The 16,002-nt window shown below is 69.0% G+C and carries 14 protein-coding genes; 13 read left to right on the top strand and 1 reads right to left on the bottom strand.

Annotated features, from left to right (window positions below):
- The first annotated feature begins 224 nt into the window (after window positions 1-224).
- Window positions 225-851 carry an esterase gene (locus ACVJ6E_RS05980; RefSeq protein ID WP_120267467.1) on the top strand — a complete coding sequence of 209 codons (627 nt, stop codon included), beginning with the start codon at window positions 225-227 and terminating at the stop codon, window positions 849-851.
- Window positions 848-3,022, top strand: coding sequence for a DUF294 nucleotidyltransferase-like domain-containing protein (locus ACVJ6E_RS05975; protein ID WP_120267466.1), 2,175 nt, complete (start codon window positions 848-850; stop codon window positions 3,020-3,022). The genes ACVJ6E_RS05980 and ACVJ6E_RS05975 overlap by 4 nt, the downstream gene beginning before the upstream one ends.
- A gap of 183 nt (window positions 3,023-3,205) precedes the next feature.
- Here ACVJ6E_RS05975 and ACVJ6E_RS05970 read toward each other — a convergent pair whose 3' ends face one another.
- On the bottom strand, window positions 3,206-3,760 hold the full coding sequence (locus ACVJ6E_RS05970) for a tautomerase family protein (protein WP_120267465.1): 555 nt from the start codon (window positions 3,758-3,760) through the stop codon (window positions 3,206-3,208).
- Between the two features lie 236 nt (window positions 3,761-3,996).
- Here ACVJ6E_RS05970 and ACVJ6E_RS05965 point away from each other — a divergent pair, with 236 nt between their 5' ends.
- The 11 genes from ACVJ6E_RS05965 to ACVJ6E_RS05915 all read left to right on the top strand — a co-directional run bounded on the left by ACVJ6E_RS05965 (window position 3,997) and on the right by ACVJ6E_RS05915 (window position 16,002).
- Window positions 3,997-4,809, top strand: a complete 813-nt coding sequence (locus tag ACVJ6E_RS05965; protein ID WP_120267464.1) for a GntR family transcriptional regulator — start codon at window positions 3,997-3,999, stop codon at window positions 4,807-4,809.
- A 65-nt stretch (window positions 4,810-4,874) separates the two neighbouring features.
- On the top strand, window positions 4,875-6,122 hold the full coding sequence (locus tag ACVJ6E_RS05960; protein ID WP_120267463.1) for an ABC transporter substrate-binding protein: 1,248 nt from the start codon (window positions 4,875-4,877) through the stop codon (window positions 6,120-6,122).
- Between the two features lie 76 nt (window positions 6,123-6,198).
- Window positions 6,199-7,071 (top strand): branched-chain amino acid ABC transporter permease, encoded by an 873-nt coding sequence (locus ACVJ6E_RS05955; RefSeq protein WP_120267462.1) that lies wholly within the window; start codon window positions 6,199-6,201, stop codon window positions 7,069-7,071.
- 3 nt (window positions 7,072-7,074) lie between these two features.
- Complete coding sequence (locus ACVJ6E_RS05950; protein ID WP_067334466.1) at window positions 7,075-8,043, top strand: branched-chain amino acid ABC transporter permease; 969 nt, start codon at window positions 7,075-7,077, stop codon at window positions 8,041-8,043.
- The gene (locus ACVJ6E_RS05945; protein WP_120267461.1) at window positions 8,036-8,821 is read left to right on the top strand and encodes an ABC transporter ATP-binding protein; all 786 of its coding nucleotides are present in this window, start codon (window positions 8,036-8,038) and stop codon (window positions 8,819-8,821) included. Before ACVJ6E_RS05950 ends, ACVJ6E_RS05945 begins: the two co-directional genes overlap by 8 nt.
- On the top strand, window positions 8,814-9,518 hold the full coding sequence (locus tag ACVJ6E_RS05940; protein WP_120267460.1) for a branched-chain amino acid ABC transporter ATP-binding protein: 705 nt from the start codon (window positions 8,814-8,816) through the stop codon (window positions 9,516-9,518). Before ACVJ6E_RS05945 ends, ACVJ6E_RS05940 begins: the two co-directional genes overlap by 8 nt.
- Window positions 9,518-10,819 (top strand): 3-isopropylmalate dehydratase large subunit, encoded by a 1,302-nt coding sequence (locus tag ACVJ6E_RS05935; protein ID WP_120267459.1) that lies wholly within the window; start codon window positions 9,518-9,520, stop codon window positions 10,817-10,819. Before ACVJ6E_RS05940 ends, ACVJ6E_RS05935 begins: the two co-directional genes overlap by 1 nt.
- Window positions 10,816-11,322 carry a LeuD/DmdB family oxidoreductase small subunit gene (locus ACVJ6E_RS05930; protein WP_120267458.1) on the top strand — a complete coding sequence of 169 codons (507 nt, stop codon included), beginning with the start codon at window positions 10,816-10,818 and terminating at the stop codon, window positions 11,320-11,322. Before ACVJ6E_RS05935 ends, ACVJ6E_RS05930 begins: the two co-directional genes overlap by 4 nt.
- Window positions 11,319-12,218, top strand: coding sequence for an isocitrate lyase/PEP mutase family protein (locus ACVJ6E_RS05925; protein WP_120267457.1), 900 nt, complete (start codon window positions 11,319-11,321; stop codon window positions 12,216-12,218). Before ACVJ6E_RS05930 ends, ACVJ6E_RS05925 begins: the two co-directional genes overlap by 4 nt.
- On the top strand, window positions 12,215-13,954 hold the full coding sequence (locus tag ACVJ6E_RS05920) for a hydantoinase B/oxoprolinase family protein (RefSeq protein ID WP_120268314.1): 1,740 nt from the start codon (window positions 12,215-12,217) through the stop codon (window positions 13,952-13,954). The genes ACVJ6E_RS05925 and ACVJ6E_RS05920 overlap by 4 nt, the downstream gene beginning before the upstream one ends.
- Window positions 13,951-16,002 carry a hydantoinase/oxoprolinase family protein gene (locus ACVJ6E_RS05915; protein WP_120267456.1) on the top strand — a complete coding sequence of 684 codons (2,052 nt, stop codon included), beginning with the start codon at window positions 13,951-13,953 and terminating at the stop codon, window positions 16,000-16,002. The genes ACVJ6E_RS05920 and ACVJ6E_RS05915 overlap by 4 nt, the downstream gene beginning before the upstream one ends.

The raw sequence follows: 16,002 nt of genomic DNA, 5'->3' as shown, positions 1-16,002 counted from the left end.
GTCGGCTGAACGACCTCGGCCAGCCCGGTCTTCCCCGCCCGCAATAATCACAAAGTCTAATAGGGTCCTCCCCGACCTTTTCGCACTAGCAGCATGCGATATATTGCAATGCAGGGGCACTTGCGCCGTCAGGTTATTCTCTTCAATGTAGAAAAGGAAAGTTATCCGAAAGACTAATCACGAAAGCCGGGACCAACCGGCCGACCACCAGGGAGTAGCACCAAGTGCTTGATTTGATTGGATCCATCCTGCCCCGACGGCAGCGCTCCGACTGGGACTCGGCGGTCGAGGCGATCCGCGCCGGCGCGGCTTTTCTCGCGCAAGGGGCGAGCTACTCGTATCTGCGCGCCCGCTCGCTGCTCGCCGGCCCCCGCCTGTTCCAGGACGAGGGATTCGGCATGGCGCTGAAGATCTGCAAATGGGAGGGATTCGCGGTCGCGGCGCAGGACCTGATCCTGATGATCGAGGCGGAGGTGCGCCCGCATCTTCCCGCCGATCCGAAGCTGCGCGCCGCCGGCCTTGCCGAACTCTACCGCACGGTGCTGGCCGCCGAGGAGATGCCCGAGCACCGCGCCGAGCGCGGCTGGGACGACGTGATCGAAGAGTTCGACCGCCGGCTGGAGGTCTACATGGCCAAGCCGCCGCTCAAGCCGGACGCGATCTCCATCGCCACCGCCCTGCGCCTGCTCGACCACGCCCCCATCGACAGCGCCGTGCGCGAGGCCGACAAGATGATGGTGGTCAACAACGTCGCCTTCCGCTTCATCGACTACCAGGCCACCTTGCGCAAGCGCATCGACCTCGTCGCCTTCGCCCGCCAGCTCTCCGACAGGATGGTGGCGGTGTCGTGAGCCCGGCGTCGCGCCAAGGCAACGGACAACGCGCCGGCGCGACGCCCCTGATCGCGCTCGACGTGGTCGTGCTCGACACCGAGACCACCGGTCTCGACATCCGCAAGGACCGCATCGTGCAAATCGGCGCGGTGCGCATGGAAGGGGTGGAGGTCCATCCCGAACTCAGCTTCCAGGAACTCGTCGCCCCCGGCCTTGCGATCCCGGAGGTCGCCCGCCGCATCCACGGGCTCGGCGACGAGGACGTCGCCGGCAAGCCGGACTTCTCGCAAGTCGGCCCGCGGCTGCTGGAATTCATCGGCGATTCCGTCGTCGTCGGCCATTCGATCCATTTCGACCTCGCCGTGCTGCGCCACGAGGCCGACCGGCACGGCATCGCCTGGCGCGAGCCGCGCTCGCTCGACGTGGCGCTGCTGGTCGCGGGCCTCGACCGGGCCATGATCGACACCTCGCTCGACAGTCTGGCGCTCGGCTACGGCATCCCGGTGGAAGGGCGGCACACCGCCTTCGGCGATGCGGTCGCGACCGCGCGGATCTATTCCGCGCTGATCCCCAGGCTGCTCGCCAAGGACGTGCGCACGCTCGCGGAGGCGGAGAACCTGTCGCGCAAGCCCGCCGGCCTGATCGCCCGGCAGGAGGAGGCCGGCTGGTTCGAGCGCCCCTCCGAGCGGCCGGACTTCTCCCGCGCGGTGATGCGCTCGGGCAGCCAGCGCGCCATCGACAGCTTTCTCTACCGCCACCGGCTGGCCGACGTGATGAACAGCCCGCCGATCTGCATCGCGCCGGAGGCGAGCCTGCACGAGGCCGCGCAGCTGATGGCCGACCGCGGCATCGGCTGCCTGATCGTCGATCCCGCGCACGAGGACGGGGAGCCCGGCATTGTCACCGAACGCGACGTGCTGCATGCGCTGGCCCGCGAGGGACCTGGCGCCAGCGAGGTTGCGGTCGGAAAGGTGATGAGCGCGCCGGTGATCAGCGCGCCCGACGACACGTTCCTCTATCGCGCCCTCGGCCTGATGGCCCGGCGCAACCTGCGCTATATCGGCGTCACCGACGGCGCCGGACGGCTGGCCGGCGTCTTCACTCTGCGCACGCTGCTGCGCAAGCGCGCGCTGGCAACGCTGACCGTCGGCGACGAGATCGCCACCGCCGCCCGCCCGCGCGATCTTGCAAGGGTGCAGGCCGCCCTGCCCTCGCTCGCCGCCGGGCTGCTGGCCGACGGCCAGGACGCACGGCAGGTGGCGGCGATCATCGCGGCGGAAGCCCGGGCAATGACGGGGCGCGCGGCGGAACTGGCCGAGGCGGAGCTGGTGGCCGCCGGCCGTGGCCCGGCGCCGGCCGACTATGCGCTGCTGGTGCTGGGTTCGGGCGGGCGCGGCGAGAGCCTGCTCGCCCCCGACCAGGACAATGCGCTGGTGATCGCCGACGACTATACGGGCGATCTCGACGACCCCGACGACTGGTTCACCCGCTTTGCCGCGCGCATCAACGAGATCCTCGACCGCGCGGGCATCCCCTATTGCAAGGGCGGGGTGATGGCGAAGAACCGGCCCTGGCGGCGACGCCTCGGCGAATGGCTGGATCAGGCGCGCGACTGGGCCGGCCACCCCTCGCCGCAGGCGCTGCTCAGCGTCGACATCTTCTACGATTTCACGCCCGCGCATGTGTCGGGCAGCGGCGGCAGCCGACTGGCGGGACAGCTGCGGCGGGACGCCGGCGAGATCGCCCGCGGCTCGCTCTCCATGCTGCGGGCACTCGGCAATGCCGCCGGCAGCCACGCCCCGCCGCTCGGCCTGTTCGGGCGGATCAAGAAGGACGACACGGGCCGCGTCGACCTCAAGGCCGGCGGGCTGCTGCCCATCGTCTCGGGCGCGCGCGCCATCGCCCTGCGCCACGGCGTCGCCTCGCTGTCGACGCCCCAGCGCCTGCGCCAGGCGGCGGAAAAGGCCGGCCGCTCGCAGGCGGATGCGGACCTGCTCGCCGACATCCACGGATTCCTGATGCGGCTGATCCTGACCCAGCAGATCGTCGACCTGGAGGCCGGCGTGCCGCCGACCAACCGGGTGCGGCTCGACGCGCTGAGCCACCGCGACCAGGACGAGCTGCGCGAGGCGCTCGGCAGGATCGACCTGATCACCCACATGCTGCAGGACCTGCTGCAGGGGCTGTGAGACAGGGCCCCGCGTTCAGCCGCGCAGGGTCTCGGCTAGTGTGGTGAATTTGAAATACGCCTCACTTTGGCAGCACACCCAGAGCGTATTTCAAATTCGAAAACCACACTAGAAACATAAACTTGCTAGTCACCCTTTTGAATCTGAAGTTCGTTCAGAGCATGCCGTGAAATACGACGAACTTCAGATTCGGGTGACTAGGTCGTTCCACACCATCTGCCGCGTCAGCTTGCCCGCCTCGACCTCGAACCGGTCGATGAAGCGCACGCCGGAAAAGGCGGTGCCGTCCGGCCATTCGCCCGACAGGGTGCCGAAGCAGAACACCGTGGCGCCCTCGACGCCCAGCGCCGTGTCGAACCCCTCATAGGTCTTGCGCACGAAGCGGTAACGCCCCTTCGCCCAGGCGGCGAGCTCCTCGGGCCGGGAAAAGCTGACCCCGCCGGGGAAGGTCATGACGAACCCTTCGGCGAGATATTCCGAGGCGCGGGCGAGATCGCGCGCCTCCATCGCCTCGAGGAAGCCGCGCACCAGCGCCTGCGGGTCGGGAGACGGGGCGCCCGGCACGCGGGACGTGCCGCCGCGCATGTAGTTGTCGGGCCGCACCTCCTCGATAGCCACGGTGATTCCCTCCAGCGGCGCGGCCATCGTACCGCGCACGGCGGCAGTCAGCCGCTCGCCCAGAAGCCGCCGCGTCTCGGCCGGATAGCCCTCGATCAACGTCACGCGCACCACCGGCATCCGCCTCTCCTCCCTGTTCTCTGGCCAAGTCTTTGGCCCGCCGCCGCCCCTGCCGAAAACAAGGATATTTCGCGAAAGAGCAGCCAGTTGACATATTGATATAATGACATACCATTATCACACATCAACCGGAAAGAACGGCCGCACAAGACGGCTGCTCCAGAGCGCGAGGCGGGCCACAGGTGGCAGCGACGAAGTCCCGGAACGGATCGGCGGCAGGCTCGGATGCGGGCAGCATGGCAGCGCCCGCGACCAGCGCCCTCGACCCCAACGGCCCGGTGCCGCTCTACCACCAGATCTTCCTGATCTTGCGCAATCGCATCTACGGCGGGGATCTCGCCGCCGGCGAACGGGTGCCGAGCGAGCAGGACCTGACGACCGAGTTCGGCGTCTCGCGCATCACCGCCAAGCGCGCGCTCAACGAGCTGGCCGATGCCGGCCTCGTCATCCGCGAGCGCGGCCGCGGCACCAGGGTGGTCAACCGGCCGCCAGCCCCGGCCGTCACCTCCTCCATCGAGGGCTGGCTGGAGAACATCTCGCTGATGGGCCAGTCGACCACCGCGCAGGTGCTGTCCTTCGCCTATCCGCCCGCGAGCGAGGAAATCGCCGCCGCGCTCGAGATCGAGCCGGGCACCGAGGTCCAGCGCGCGGTGCGCGTGCGCCGGCTCGAGGGCGAGCCGATGTCCTATCTCGTCACCTATGTGCCCGCCGATATCGGCCGCCAGTACGAGCGCGACGAGCTGAACTCGCAGCCGCTTCTCAACCTCCTGGAGCGCGCCGGCGTCGATGTCGCCTCCGCCCGGCAGACCATCTCGGCAACCGTCGCCGACACCGAGGTCGCCGAGGTCCTGTCCATTCCCGCCGGCTCGCCCCTCATCGAGGTGCGCCGCGTGGTGCGCGACCGGATGGAACGGCCGGTCGAATACATCCGCGTCCTCTACAGGCCGGATCTCTACCGTTTCGAAATGTCCATGCGACGGGTGCGCGCCGAAAGCGGCCCGCGCTGGACAACGACAAGCTCCTCGCCGGTCCCGGCCGGCGGCGGATAACCAAAAGTGGGGTTCCGGGGTCACCAGCCGGCCGCATGAGGCGGCCTGTAGTGGGAGGTTTGCGAATGACTGACACGAACAAGACAGGCACGAAGAAGACCGGTGGCCTGCGCCGCCGCGAGTTCCTTGCCACGGGCGCGGCCGCCGTCGGCCTCGGCATCACCGGCTTTCCGGCCATCCTGCGGGCGCAGCCGGCAGCGGTGAAGCTGGGCCTGATCCATCCGGTTTCCGGCTTCATCGCCTTCTCCGGCACCCAGTGCCGCGAGGGCGCGCAGATGGCGATCGCCGACATCAACGCCGCCGGCGGCATCAAGTCGCTGGGCGGTGCCAAGATCGAGGCGATGCTGGCCGACAGCCAGGGCAAGCCCGAGATCGGCGCGGCCGAAGTGACCAAGATGGTCGAGGCAGGCGCCGACGGCATCGTCGCCGGCTATTCCTCGGCGATCTCGCTGGCGACCTCGCAGGAAGCGGCCAAGACCAACACGCCGCATATCGTCGATGTCGGCGTCTCCGACCAGATCGTCCAGCGCGGCCTGAAGAACACGTTCCGCTTCAGCCCCGGCTACGGCAAGATCGCCCAGTTCGCGGTCGACAATCTCGACACGATCAACAAGGCCGCCGGTGCGCCGGCCAAGACCGCGATGATCATCCACGAGGAGTCGCTGTTCGGCACCGGCACCGCCGAGCTGCTGCAGAAGCGCCTGCCGGAAAAGGGCATCGAGGTCGTCGACGTCATCAAGCACGCCAACCCGACCCGCGACTTCACCAACATCGTGCTGCAGATCAAGTCGAAGAAGCCCGACCTGATCATCCCGGCGAACTACTACAACGAGTATGTGCTGCTCGCCCGCACCATGCGCCAGCAGCGCGTCGAGGCGATGGGCATCTACTCGGTGCTTGGCGGCGCCGCCTCCAGCTACCAGTTCGTGAAGGAGTTCCCGGAGGCTGCGGACCTGATCATGGACTGCAACCACTGGTTCAACCCGAAATCGGACCTCGCCCAGCAGCGCAAGGCCGCCGCCGAGGCCAAGGGCCTGATCTACACCTACGAGGTTTTCCTGGCCTACAACGCCGTGCTTGCCTATGCCGACGCGCTGGAGCGCGCCGGCACCACCGACAAGGAGGCCGTGAATGCGGCCCTTGCGGCTTCGACGCTGGACATGTCCTACATGCCCTACGGCCCGACCAAGATGGTCGACGGGCAGAACGAGGGCGCCCAGCCGGTCAACACCCAGGTCCAGAACGGCGTCATCGAGGTGATCTTCCCCGAAGAGTTCGCCTCGGCGCAGACCGTGTTCCCGATGAAGTCGTAATCGTCGCCCCATCGACGATGACTGCCGGGCGGGGAAACTCCCGCCCGGCCCCCTCCTGCACAGCGATCGGGTGACCATGCCGGACCTGGCGATCATCGTTCCTTCCGTGCTCAACGGGCTGACGACGGGTGCGCTCTACGCGCTGGTCGCGCTCGGACTGACGCTCATCTACGGCGTGCTGCACATCATCAACTTCGCCCATGGGGCGCTGCTGATGGTCGGTCTCTACGCCGTCTATTTCCTGCACAGCAGCTTCGGCATCGATCCTTACGTGTCGCTGCTGATCGTGCCGCCGGCCATGTTCGCGCTCGGCTATGCCCTGCAGCGCGGCATCATCGGCCGCGCCAGCCACGGCCGCGACGAGAACATCCTGCTCGTCACGCTCGGCCTGTCGATCGTCATCGAGAACCTGGCGCTGTTCGTCTTCCGCTCCGACACGCGCAGCGTCGACACGCCCTATTCCTTCGAGGTGGTCGAGATCCTCGGCGCCTTCCTGCCGCTGCCCAAGGTGATCGCCTTCGCCGGGGCGCTCGTCACCGCCGCGCTCTTGTGGCTGCTGATGTCGCGCACGGACCTTGGCCGCGCGATCCGCGCGCTCGCCAAGGAGCGCAAGGGTGCGAAACTCGTCGGCATCGATGTCGACCACGTCTTCGCCATGAGCTTCGGTCTCGGCATCGGCTGCCTAGGCGTTGCCGCCTGCCTGCTGCTGCCGAGCTACTACGTGACGCCGCAGGTCGGCCACGGCTTCGTGCTGATCGCCTTCACCATCGTCGTGCTCGGCGGCATGGGCTCCTTCGTCGGGGCGCTGGTCGGCGGGCTGATCATCGGTGTCGTCGAGGCGCTCGGCGGTCTCTTCCTCGGCGAGAGCCTCGGCCAGATCGGCATCTTCCTGATCTTCATCCTGGTCCTCGTCTTCCGGCCGACCGGGCTGCTCGGACACAAGGTCTGACCCATGCGCCAGCTCGCCCTTCTCGGTCTCGTCTTCGCCGCCCTGTTCTTCGTGCCCTTCGTGGTCACTTCGGAGGCCTGGCAGAACACCATCCTGATGACCCTCTACGCCGCCCTGCTCGGCCAGGCATGGAACATCCTCGGCGGCTATGGCGGCCAGTTCTCCTTCGGCCATGCCGCCTTCTTCGGCACCGGCGCCTACACGGTCGCGGTGCTGCAGGTGCAGCTCGGCGTCAATCCGTGGATCGGCCTTGTCGCCGGAGGCCTGATGGCCGTGGCGGTCGCCGCTTTCATCGGCTTCACCACGTTCCGCTACGGCCTGCGCGGGTCCTATTTCGCGCTGGTGACGCTGGCCTTTGCCGAGGTGCTGCGGATCCTCGCCAACACCGTGCCCTTCACCGGCGCCGGCGTCGGCATCCTGATCCCGCTCGAGCAGAGCGCCGCCAACCTGCAATTCGCCTCCAAGGCCGGCTATTACTGGCTGGTCTGGGCCATCGCGCTCGCCGCCTTCCTTACCGTGTGGTGGATCGGCCATTCCCGCTTCGGCGCGCGGCTGATGGCGGTGCGCGACAACGAGGACGCCGCGCGCGCCCTCGGCGTCGATCCCTTCGCGGTGAAGATGCGGGCGATCATGCTGTCGGGCCTGTTCTCCGGCCTCGCCGGCGTCTTCTACGCCCAATATTTCCTCTATCTCGACCCGGCCATCGCCTATGGGCCCGCCATCTCGGTGGAGAGCCTGCTGGTGCCCATCGTCGGCGGCATGGGCACCCTGTTCGGCCCGCTGCTCGGGGCTGTCGCCCTGCACGGCGTCTCGGAAGCCTCGCGCGCGCTGATCGGCGACCTGCCGGGCATCAGCCTGGTGCTCTACGGCACGATCCTGATCCTGATGGTGCTGTTCGCCCCGCGCGGCCTTGCCGGTCTGGTGCGCCGCCTGTCGGCACGCCGCAGCTCGCGGGAGACCACGAATGTCTGAGACGGCACAGTCGGATACCATGCTCCGCGTCGAGGGCGTGTCGAAGAGCTTCGGCGGGTTGCAGGCCTCCAAGGACATCTCGATGTCCGTGCCGAAGGGCAAGATCACCTCGCTGATCGGCCCGAACGGCGCCGGCAAGACGACGCTCTTCGCGCTGATCACCGGCTTTCACAAGCCCGATGCCGGCAAGGTCTCGTTCCTGGGCGAGGACATCACCGGCATGGCGCCGCAGGATATCGCCCGGCGCGGCATGATCCGCACGTTCCAGATCGTCCAGCCCTTCGCCGGGCAGAGCGTGCGCGAGAACATCGCCGTCGGGGCGCATCTGCACATCCGCTCGCGCGATGCGGCACTCGCCAAGGCCGAGGAGGTCGCCCGCAAGGTCGGCCTCGGCGACCGGCTGGACATGGATGCGGCGGCGCTGACGGTGGCCGGGCGCAAGCGGCTGGAGGTCGCACGGGCGCTCGCCACCGACCCCAAGCTGATCCTCTTCGATGAGGTGCTGGCCGGGCTCAACCCGTCCGAGATCCGCGACGTGATCCCGGTGATCCGCGCCATCCGCGATGAGGGCGTCACCATCCTCCTGATCGAGCATGTCATGCAGGCGGTGATGAGCCTGTCGGAGCACACCTGGGTGCTGAACCAGGGAGAACTGATCGCGCAAGGCCCGCCGGCCGAGGTGGTGGGCGACCCGCTCGTCATCGAGGCCTATCTCGGCAAGGGCATGGCCGAGCGGATCGCGCGCCAGCGCATGACCGCGGGAGGCGCCCATGCTTGAGATCGTCAACCTGCGCGCCGGCTATGGCGCGGTCGAGGTGCTGCGCGGCGTCTCGCTGGACATCCATGACGGCGAGATCGTCGCCCTGCTCGGCTCCAACGGCGTCGGCAAGACCACGACCTCCTCGGTCCTGTCCGGCCTGCTGCCGGCCTGGAGCGGAACCATCCGCTTCAAGGGCGAGCCGATTGCCGGCCTGTCGCCGCAGGCAATCGTCGACCGGGGCCTGATCCACGTGCCGGAAGGCCGCCACATCTTCCCGAACCTTGCCGTGCGCGAGAACCTGGAGCTCGGCGCCTATCGCCGGGGCAAGGCGAACCGGGCACGCAACCTGGAGCGGGTGATGGAGACCTTCCCGCGGCTGCGCGAGCGCTCCGCCCAGAAGGCCGGCACCCTGTCCGGCGGCGAGCAGCAGATGCTGGCCATCGGCCGCGGCATGATGGCCGAGCCGGACCTCTTGATCCTCGACGAACCCTCCATCGGCCTGTCGCCGCTGCTGGTGGAGGAGATGTTCGCGCTGATCGGCAAGCTGAACGAAAGCGGCCTGCCGATCCTGCTGGTCGAGCAGAACGTGCTGCAGTCGATGGAGATCGCCGCGCGCGCCTTCGTCATGGAGAACGGCGAGATCCGCCTGTCCGGCCCGACCGCGCAGCTGATGGACGATCCCGAGCTGAAGCGCTCCTATCTGGGGCTTGCCTGATGACCGCCTCCCCCACCACCCTCGCCCAGAAGATCGTCGCGCGCGCGGCCGGCAGGGCCAGCGTCGCGCCCGGCGAGATCGTCACCGCCCGTGTCGACCTTGCCATGATCCACGACAGCGGCGGCCCGCGCCGGGTCGAGCCGATCCTGCAGGACCTCGGCGTCGGCCTGTTCGATGCGAGCAAGGTCGTGCTGATCTCCGACCACTTCGTGCCCGGCGATACCGACGAGGGCGCGCGGATCCTCGAAATGACCCGCCAATGGGCGGCGCAGCGCAAGGTCGCCTTCCACGACGGCGAAGGCATCTGCCATGTGGTGCTGCCCGAGCGCGGGCACCTGGCGCCCGGCATGCTGGTCGTCGGCGGCGACAGCCATTCGCCGACGGGCGGGGCCTTCGGCGCCTACATGTTCGGCGTCGGCGCGACCGAGATGGCCGGCGTGCTCGCCACCGGCGAGATCTGGCTGAAGGTGCCCGAGACCATCCTGATCGAATGGCGCGGGCGGCTTTCCGACGGGGTCACCGCCAAGGACATCATGCTCGCCCTGTGCGGCCGGCTCGGCATGGACGGCGGCAAGTATCAGGCGGTCGAATATACCGGCGAGGCCATCGCCGCGCTCTCCATGCAGGAGCGCATGACGCTCTCCAACATGGCGGCGGAGCTGGGCGGACAGGCCGGGCTGATCGCCCCGGACGAGGTGACGGCCGCCTTCCTGCGAGAGGCCGGCAGCGACCCGGCCGGCTGGGGCGACTGGCAGGGCCTTCGCACCGATCCCGGCGCGCAGCTGATGGAGCATCACGTCTTTGCGGCCGGAGATCTCGCCCCGCAGGTGGCAGCCCCGCATTCGCCGGCCAATAGCGGACCGGTGGACGACGCACCGGCAACGCCGGTGGACGTGGCGTATCTCGGCGCATGTACCGGCGCCAAGTACCAGGACCTCGCCAATGCCGCGCGCATCCTGAAGGGCCGGCGCGTCGCCTCCGGTGTCGAGCTGCTGGTCGCCCCGGCCTCGCGCCGCGACCAGGACCGCGCCGCCCGCGACGGCATCATGGCCGTGCTGGAAGAGGCCGGCGCGAAGCTGCTGCCCAACGCCTGCGGCATCTGCGCGGGCTACGGCAGCGCGCGGCTCGGCGAGGACGTCACCTGCATCTCGTCGACGGCCCGCAACTTCAAGGGCCGCATGGGGGCGGCAAGCTCCAAGGTGTGGCTCGGCTCGCCGCTGACCGTGGCGGCCTCCGCCGTCGCGGGCCGGATCACCGATCCGCGCCTGATGCTGACCGAGGGCGCGGGAGGCACAGCATGAGCGGGCGCGTCTTCCTGTTCGGCGACGACATCGACACCGACCAGCTGGCGCCGGGCCAGTACATGAAGGGCGGGATCGCGGCCCTTGCCGCCCATTGCCTGGAGGGCGTGCGGCCGGACTTCGCCGCAAGCGTCGCCCCCGGCGACGTGGTGGTTGCGGGCAAGAACTTCGGCATGGGCTCCTCGCGCGAGCAGGCGGCCGAGGCGCTGAAGCATCTCGGCGTTGCCGGCGTCGTCGCCCTGTCCTTCGCCGGCATCTTCTACCGCAACGCGATCAATCTCGGCCTGCCGGTGCTGACCGCGCCAAGCCTTGCCGATCTTGCCGAGGGCGAGCGCGTCACTCTCGATCTCGACACCGGCCGGCTGGAGCGCGCAGGCGAAAAACCCGCCCTCCCCCTCGATCCGCTGCCCGACAATCTCAAGGCCCTGCTCGCCGATGGCGGGCTGGTGCCGCATCTGAAGAAGCGCTTTGCGCAAGAGCGCCAGAAGGAGCAAGGCCGATGAGCCTGGAAACGCCCGCAACCCCGCCGCTGCCCGACCTGAAGCAGCGACTCGCCGGACCGCGCATCCTGCTTGCGCCCGGCGTCTACGACGCGCTCACGGCCCTGATCGCCGAGCAGAGCGGCGCGGAGACCGTGTATCTGTCGGGCGCCTCCATCGCCTATACCCGCTTCGGGAGGCCGGATATCGGCCTCGTCTCGATGAGCGAGGTCGCCGACACCATCGCCGTGATCCGCGACCGGGTGGCGCTTCCCATCGTCGTCGATGCGGACACCGGCTTCGGCAATGCGCTGAACGTCCAGCGCACGGTGCGCGTCTTCGAGCGCATGGGCGCCAACGCCCTGCAGCTGGAGGACCAGACCAGCCCCAAGCGCTGCGGCCACCTCAACGGCAAGTCGCTGATCCCGGCCGGCGAGATGGCCGGCAAGATCCGCGCCGCCTGCGACGCCCGCGCCAGCGACGGCACGCTGATCATCGCCCGCACCGACGCCATCGCGGTGGAAGGCTTCGAGGCCGCGCTCGACCGCGCCGAGGCCTATCTGGAGGCCGGCGCCGACATGCTCTTCGTCGAGGCACCGCGCTCGCTGGAAGAGATCCGCGCCATCCACGCCCGCTTCGGCGGACGGGTGCCGCTGATGGCCAACATGGTGGAGGGCGGCAAGACCCCCATCGTCAACGCCGCCGGGCTGGAGGAGCTGGGCTTCAGCTTCTGCATCTTCCCCGGCGGGATCGTCCGCGCGCTGGCCGCCACCGCGCGCGACTATTACGGGAACCTGGTCGCGAACGGCTCCAACGAGGCGTTCCGCAACCGCATGTTCGACTTCGCCGGCCTCAACGGCGTCATCGGCACGCCCGAGATGCTGAAGACCGGCGAGCGCTACGACACGGGAGCCGCCTGATGGCGATCGATACCGTCACGCTGGCGATCCTCAAGGGTCGCCTGGAACAGATCGCCGACGAGATGGACGCGACGCTGTTCCGCTCCGCCTTCAACCCGATCATCGCCGAGGCGCACGACGCCTCGCACGGCATCTACGATGCCGCGACCGGCGAAACCCTGGTGCAGGGCAAGTCGGGCCTGCCGATCTTCGTCGGCGTCATGGCCTTTGCCGTGAAGGCGGTGATCGACAAGGCGGCGAAGTCCGGCGGCGTCCACGAGGGCGACGTGTGGATCTTCAACGACCCTTACGACGGCGGCACGCACCTGTCCGACTTCCGGCTGGTCAAGCCGGTGTTCCGCAGCGGGAAGCTGTTCTGCTTCCTCGCCTCGGTCGGCCACTGGCACGATGTCGGCGGCAATGTGCCGGGCAACTACAACCCGGCCGCGACCGAATGCTTCCAGGAAGGCATGCTGATCCCGCCGGTGAAGCTCTACGACCGCGGCGAGTTCCGCCAGGACGTGGTCGACATCCTGTCCGCCAACTCGCGCCTGCCGCTGTCGCTCTACGGCGACCTCAACGGCCAGATCAACGCGCTGGAGCTCGGCGAAAAGCGCATGCACGCGCTGCTCGACGACTATGGCGATGCCACCGTCGCCACCTGCCTCATCGAGCTGAAGGCGCGCGCCGCAAGGATGATGCGCGCCCAGATCGCCGAGCTGCCGCAGGGCACCGTCTCGGCCGAGGACTGGCTGGACAATGACGGCATCGTCGACACGCCGCTGAAGATCGCCCTCGACCTGACCATCGACGGCGACCGCATGGTAATGGACTTCTCGCGCTCCTCGCCCGCCTGCGCGGGGCCGGTCAACATCTCGCGCTCCACCGCCATCGCCGCCTGCTACGTCGCGCTGAAGCACATCTTCGGCGAGGTGCCGGCCAATGCCGGCGTGCTGGAGCCGGTGGAGTTCCGCATCGACGAAGGCTCGCTGCTGGCGGTGCGCGCGCCCAAGCCCGTCGGCGGCTACACCGAGACCATCCTGCGGCTGATCGACGTGGTGTTCCAGGCGGTGGCGAAGATCGCGCCGGAGCCGGCCATGGCCTGTGCCTATGGCACGATCAACGCCCTGTCGCTGGCCGGCCACCGCAAGGACGGCCGCCGCTGGGTGATGTTCTCCTTCTTCGGCGGCGGCCACGGCGCCCATGCCGGGGGCGACGGGCTCAACCACGGCAACGCGCCGATCTCCACCGCTACGATCCCGCCGTTGGAGATTCTGGAGGCGGCCTATCCGGTGCGCTTCACCCAGTGGGCGCTCAGGCCGGATTCCGCCGGTCCCGGCGAGACGCGCGGCGGCCTCGGCGCGACCTACGAGATCGAGCTGCTGGAGGAAAACGCCGACGTCTTCCTGTTCGGCGAACGCGGGCGGCACGCCCCTCCCGGCGTCGTCGGCGGCGGCCCGGCCGCCCTCAACCGCTTCTCCTTCGAGCAGGCCGACGGCTGGCACGAGCCGCCGATGGCCTCCAAGATGGTCGGCATCCGCATCGCCCGCGGACAGCGGCTGCGGCTGGAAACGCCCGGCGGCGGCGGCTACGGCGCGCCAGGCGCCCGCGACCCGCAGGCCGTCGCCCGCGATGTGGCGCAAGGCTATGTGACCCGCGACAGTGCGCAGGTGGACTACCGCGTCGCGCTGAACGAGGACGGCAGCATCGATGCCGCCCGCACCCAGTCCCTTCGTTCCCGGGAGGCCGCCGAATGAGCGGATCTGCATTTGTCATCGGCGTCGATGTCGGCGGCACCTTTACCGACGTCTTCATCCTCGACGAGGCGAACGGGCGCATCACCACCGCGAAGGTCCCCTCCACCCGCGGCGACCAGTCGAAGGGCTTCATCGAGGGCATCGCCTCGCGCGTGGCCGACTTCGGCGAGATCCGCACCGTCGTGCACGGCACCACGGTCGGGACCAACGCGCTGCTGGAGCGCAAGGGCGCGCGTACCGGCATCATCACCACGGAAGGCTTTCGCGACGTGCTGGAAATGCGCCGCCGCGACCGGCCGACGACCTGGGGCCTGAAGGGCGCCTTCACCCCCGTCGTCGCGCGCACCGACCGGGTCGAGGTCTCCGAGCGCGTGCTCGCCGACGGCTCGGTGCTGCGCGCGGTCGACGAACGGGAAGTCGCCGCGCAGGCGAAGGCGCTGGCGGACGCCGGCTGCGATGCGGTCTGCGTCTTCTTCATCAACGGCTATGCCAACAACGACAACGAGCGCCGCGCTGTCGAGGCGGTGCGCTCGGTCTGGCCGAACCCCTATGTCACCGCCGCGACCGAAATCCTGCCCGAGATCCGCGAGTTCGAGCGCCTGTCGACGGCGACCCTCAACGCCTATCTGCAGCCCGTCGTCTCGTCCTATCTCGACCGGCTGGAAACCGGGCTGAAGGCCGAGGGCTTTGCCGGGGATATCCTGATCGTCCAGTCGAACGGCGGCGTCATGTCCATCGACACCGCCAAGCGCTACCCGGTGCGCACGGCGCTGTCCGGCCCGGCAGCCGGCGTGATCGCGGCAACGCGCATCGCCAGCGCCGCCGGCTTCGACAACATCATCACCTGCGACATGGGCGGCACCTCCTTCGACGTGTCGCTGGTGGCCGGCGGCGAGGCGGCGCTGGCCGCCCAGACCGCCATCGACTTCGGCATGGTCGTGCGCACGCCGATGATCGAGATCACCACCATCGGCGCGGGCGGCGGCTCCATCGCCGCCGTCGACAAGGGCGGGCTGCTGCAGGTCGGCCCGGAATCGGCCGGCTCCGACCCCGGTCCCGTGGCTTACGGCCTCGGCAACACCCGGCCCACCGTCACCGATGCCAATGTGGTGCTCGGGCGCATCAACCCGGACCGGCCCATCGGCGGAAAGCTCGACCGGCTCGACATCGATGCGGCACGCGCGGCCATCGACAGCCATATCGCGACCCCGCTCGGCCTTTCCGTCGAGGAGGCCGCGGAGGCGATCCTCAAGCTCGCCAACGCCAAGATGGCCGGCGCCATCCGCCTCGTCTCCATCGAGAAGGGCCACGACCCGGCGAAATTCGCCGCCATGCCCTTCGGCGGCGGCGGCGCGCTGCACACCGGCGCCCTGATCAAGGAGGTCGGCCTTGCCTCCGCATTGGTGCCGCGCTTCCCCGGTGTCACCTCGGCGCTCGGCTGCGTCGTCGCCGACATGCGGCACGACCGGGTGCAGACGGTGAACCGGCTGCTCTCCGAACTCGATGCCGCAGAGCTCGGCCGCGCCATCCTGCGCGATGCCGAGGAGACGCGCGCCGTGCTCGGCAGCGCCGGCGTCAGCTTCTCCGCCATCGACCGGCTGGTCGAGCTGGACATGCTTTATCTCGGCCAGACCCACACGGTCGGCGTACCGCTGGAGATCGGCGAGGACGACCTGACCGCGGACGCGATCCGCGAGGCCTTCGAGGCCGCCTATCGCAGCGCCTTCGGCCGGCTGCTCGACGGCATTCCGATGCGGGTGATGAACTACCGGATCGCGGTAATCGGTCGCCGGCCGCAGCTCGACATGGCCCTGTTTGCCCCGCAGGGCGGCAAGCCGGCCGCCGAATGCCGCACCGGCACGCGGCGGGTCTATGCGGAAGGGGCCTGGCACGAGGCCGGCATCTACGAGCGCCTGTCGCTCGCCGTCGGCGCGCGGGTCGCCGGTCCGGCCCTGCTGGAGCAGGCGGACACGACGATCTTCGTCGATCCGGGCCTTGTCGCCGAGGTCGACGGCTTCGGCAATCTCGTGATCTCGCGGGCGGGCTGA

Source organism: Stappia sp. G46H5W, assembly GCF_058448995.1.
This window is presented reverse-complemented; position numbering and strand designations above follow the sequence as displayed.

What these genes read in the sequence shown, in the direction of transcription:
- ACVJ6E_RS05935 (WP_120267459.1), top strand. Translation starts at nt 9,518, where the DNA reads ATGACCGCCTCCCCCACCACCCTCGCCCAGAAGATCGTCGCGCGCGCG.
- ACVJ6E_RS05930 (WP_120267458.1), top strand. Translation starts at nt 10,816, where the DNA reads ATGAGCGGGCGCGTCTTCCTGTTCGGCGACGACATCGACACCGACCAG.
- ACVJ6E_RS05965 (WP_120267464.1), top strand. Translation starts at nt 3,997, where the DNA reads ATGGCAGCGCCCGCGACCAGCGCCCTCGACCCCAACGGCCCGGTGCCG.
- ACVJ6E_RS05960 (WP_120267463.1), top strand. Translation starts at nt 4,875, where the DNA reads ATGACTGACACGAACAAGACAGGCACGAAGAAGACCGGTGGCCTGCGC.
- ACVJ6E_RS05915 (WP_120267456.1), top strand. Translation starts at nt 13,951, where the DNA reads ATGAGCGGATCTGCATTTGTCATCGGCGTCGATGTCGGCGGCACCTTT.
- ACVJ6E_RS05950 (WP_067334466.1), top strand. Translation starts at nt 7,075, where the DNA reads ATGCGCCAGCTCGCCCTTCTCGGTCTCGTCTTCGCCGCCCTGTTCTTC.
- ACVJ6E_RS05945 (WP_120267461.1), top strand. Translation starts at nt 8,036, where the DNA reads ATGTCTGAGACGGCACAGTCGGATACCATGCTCCGCGTCGAGGGCGTG.
- ACVJ6E_RS05970 (WP_120267465.1), bottom strand. Translation starts at nt 3,760, where the DNA reads ATGCCGGTGGTGCGCGTGACGTTGATCGAGGGCTATCCGGCCGAGACG.
- ACVJ6E_RS05940 (WP_120267460.1), top strand. Translation starts at nt 8,814, where the DNA reads ATGCTTGAGATCGTCAACCTGCGCGCCGGCTATGGCGCGGTCGAGGTG.
- ACVJ6E_RS05955 (WP_120267462.1), top strand. Translation starts at nt 6,199, where the DNA reads ATGCCGGACCTGGCGATCATCGTTCCTTCCGTGCTCAACGGGCTGACG.
- ACVJ6E_RS05925 (WP_120267457.1), top strand. Translation starts at nt 11,319, where the DNA reads ATGAGCCTGGAAACGCCCGCAACCCCGCCGCTGCCCGACCTGAAGCAG.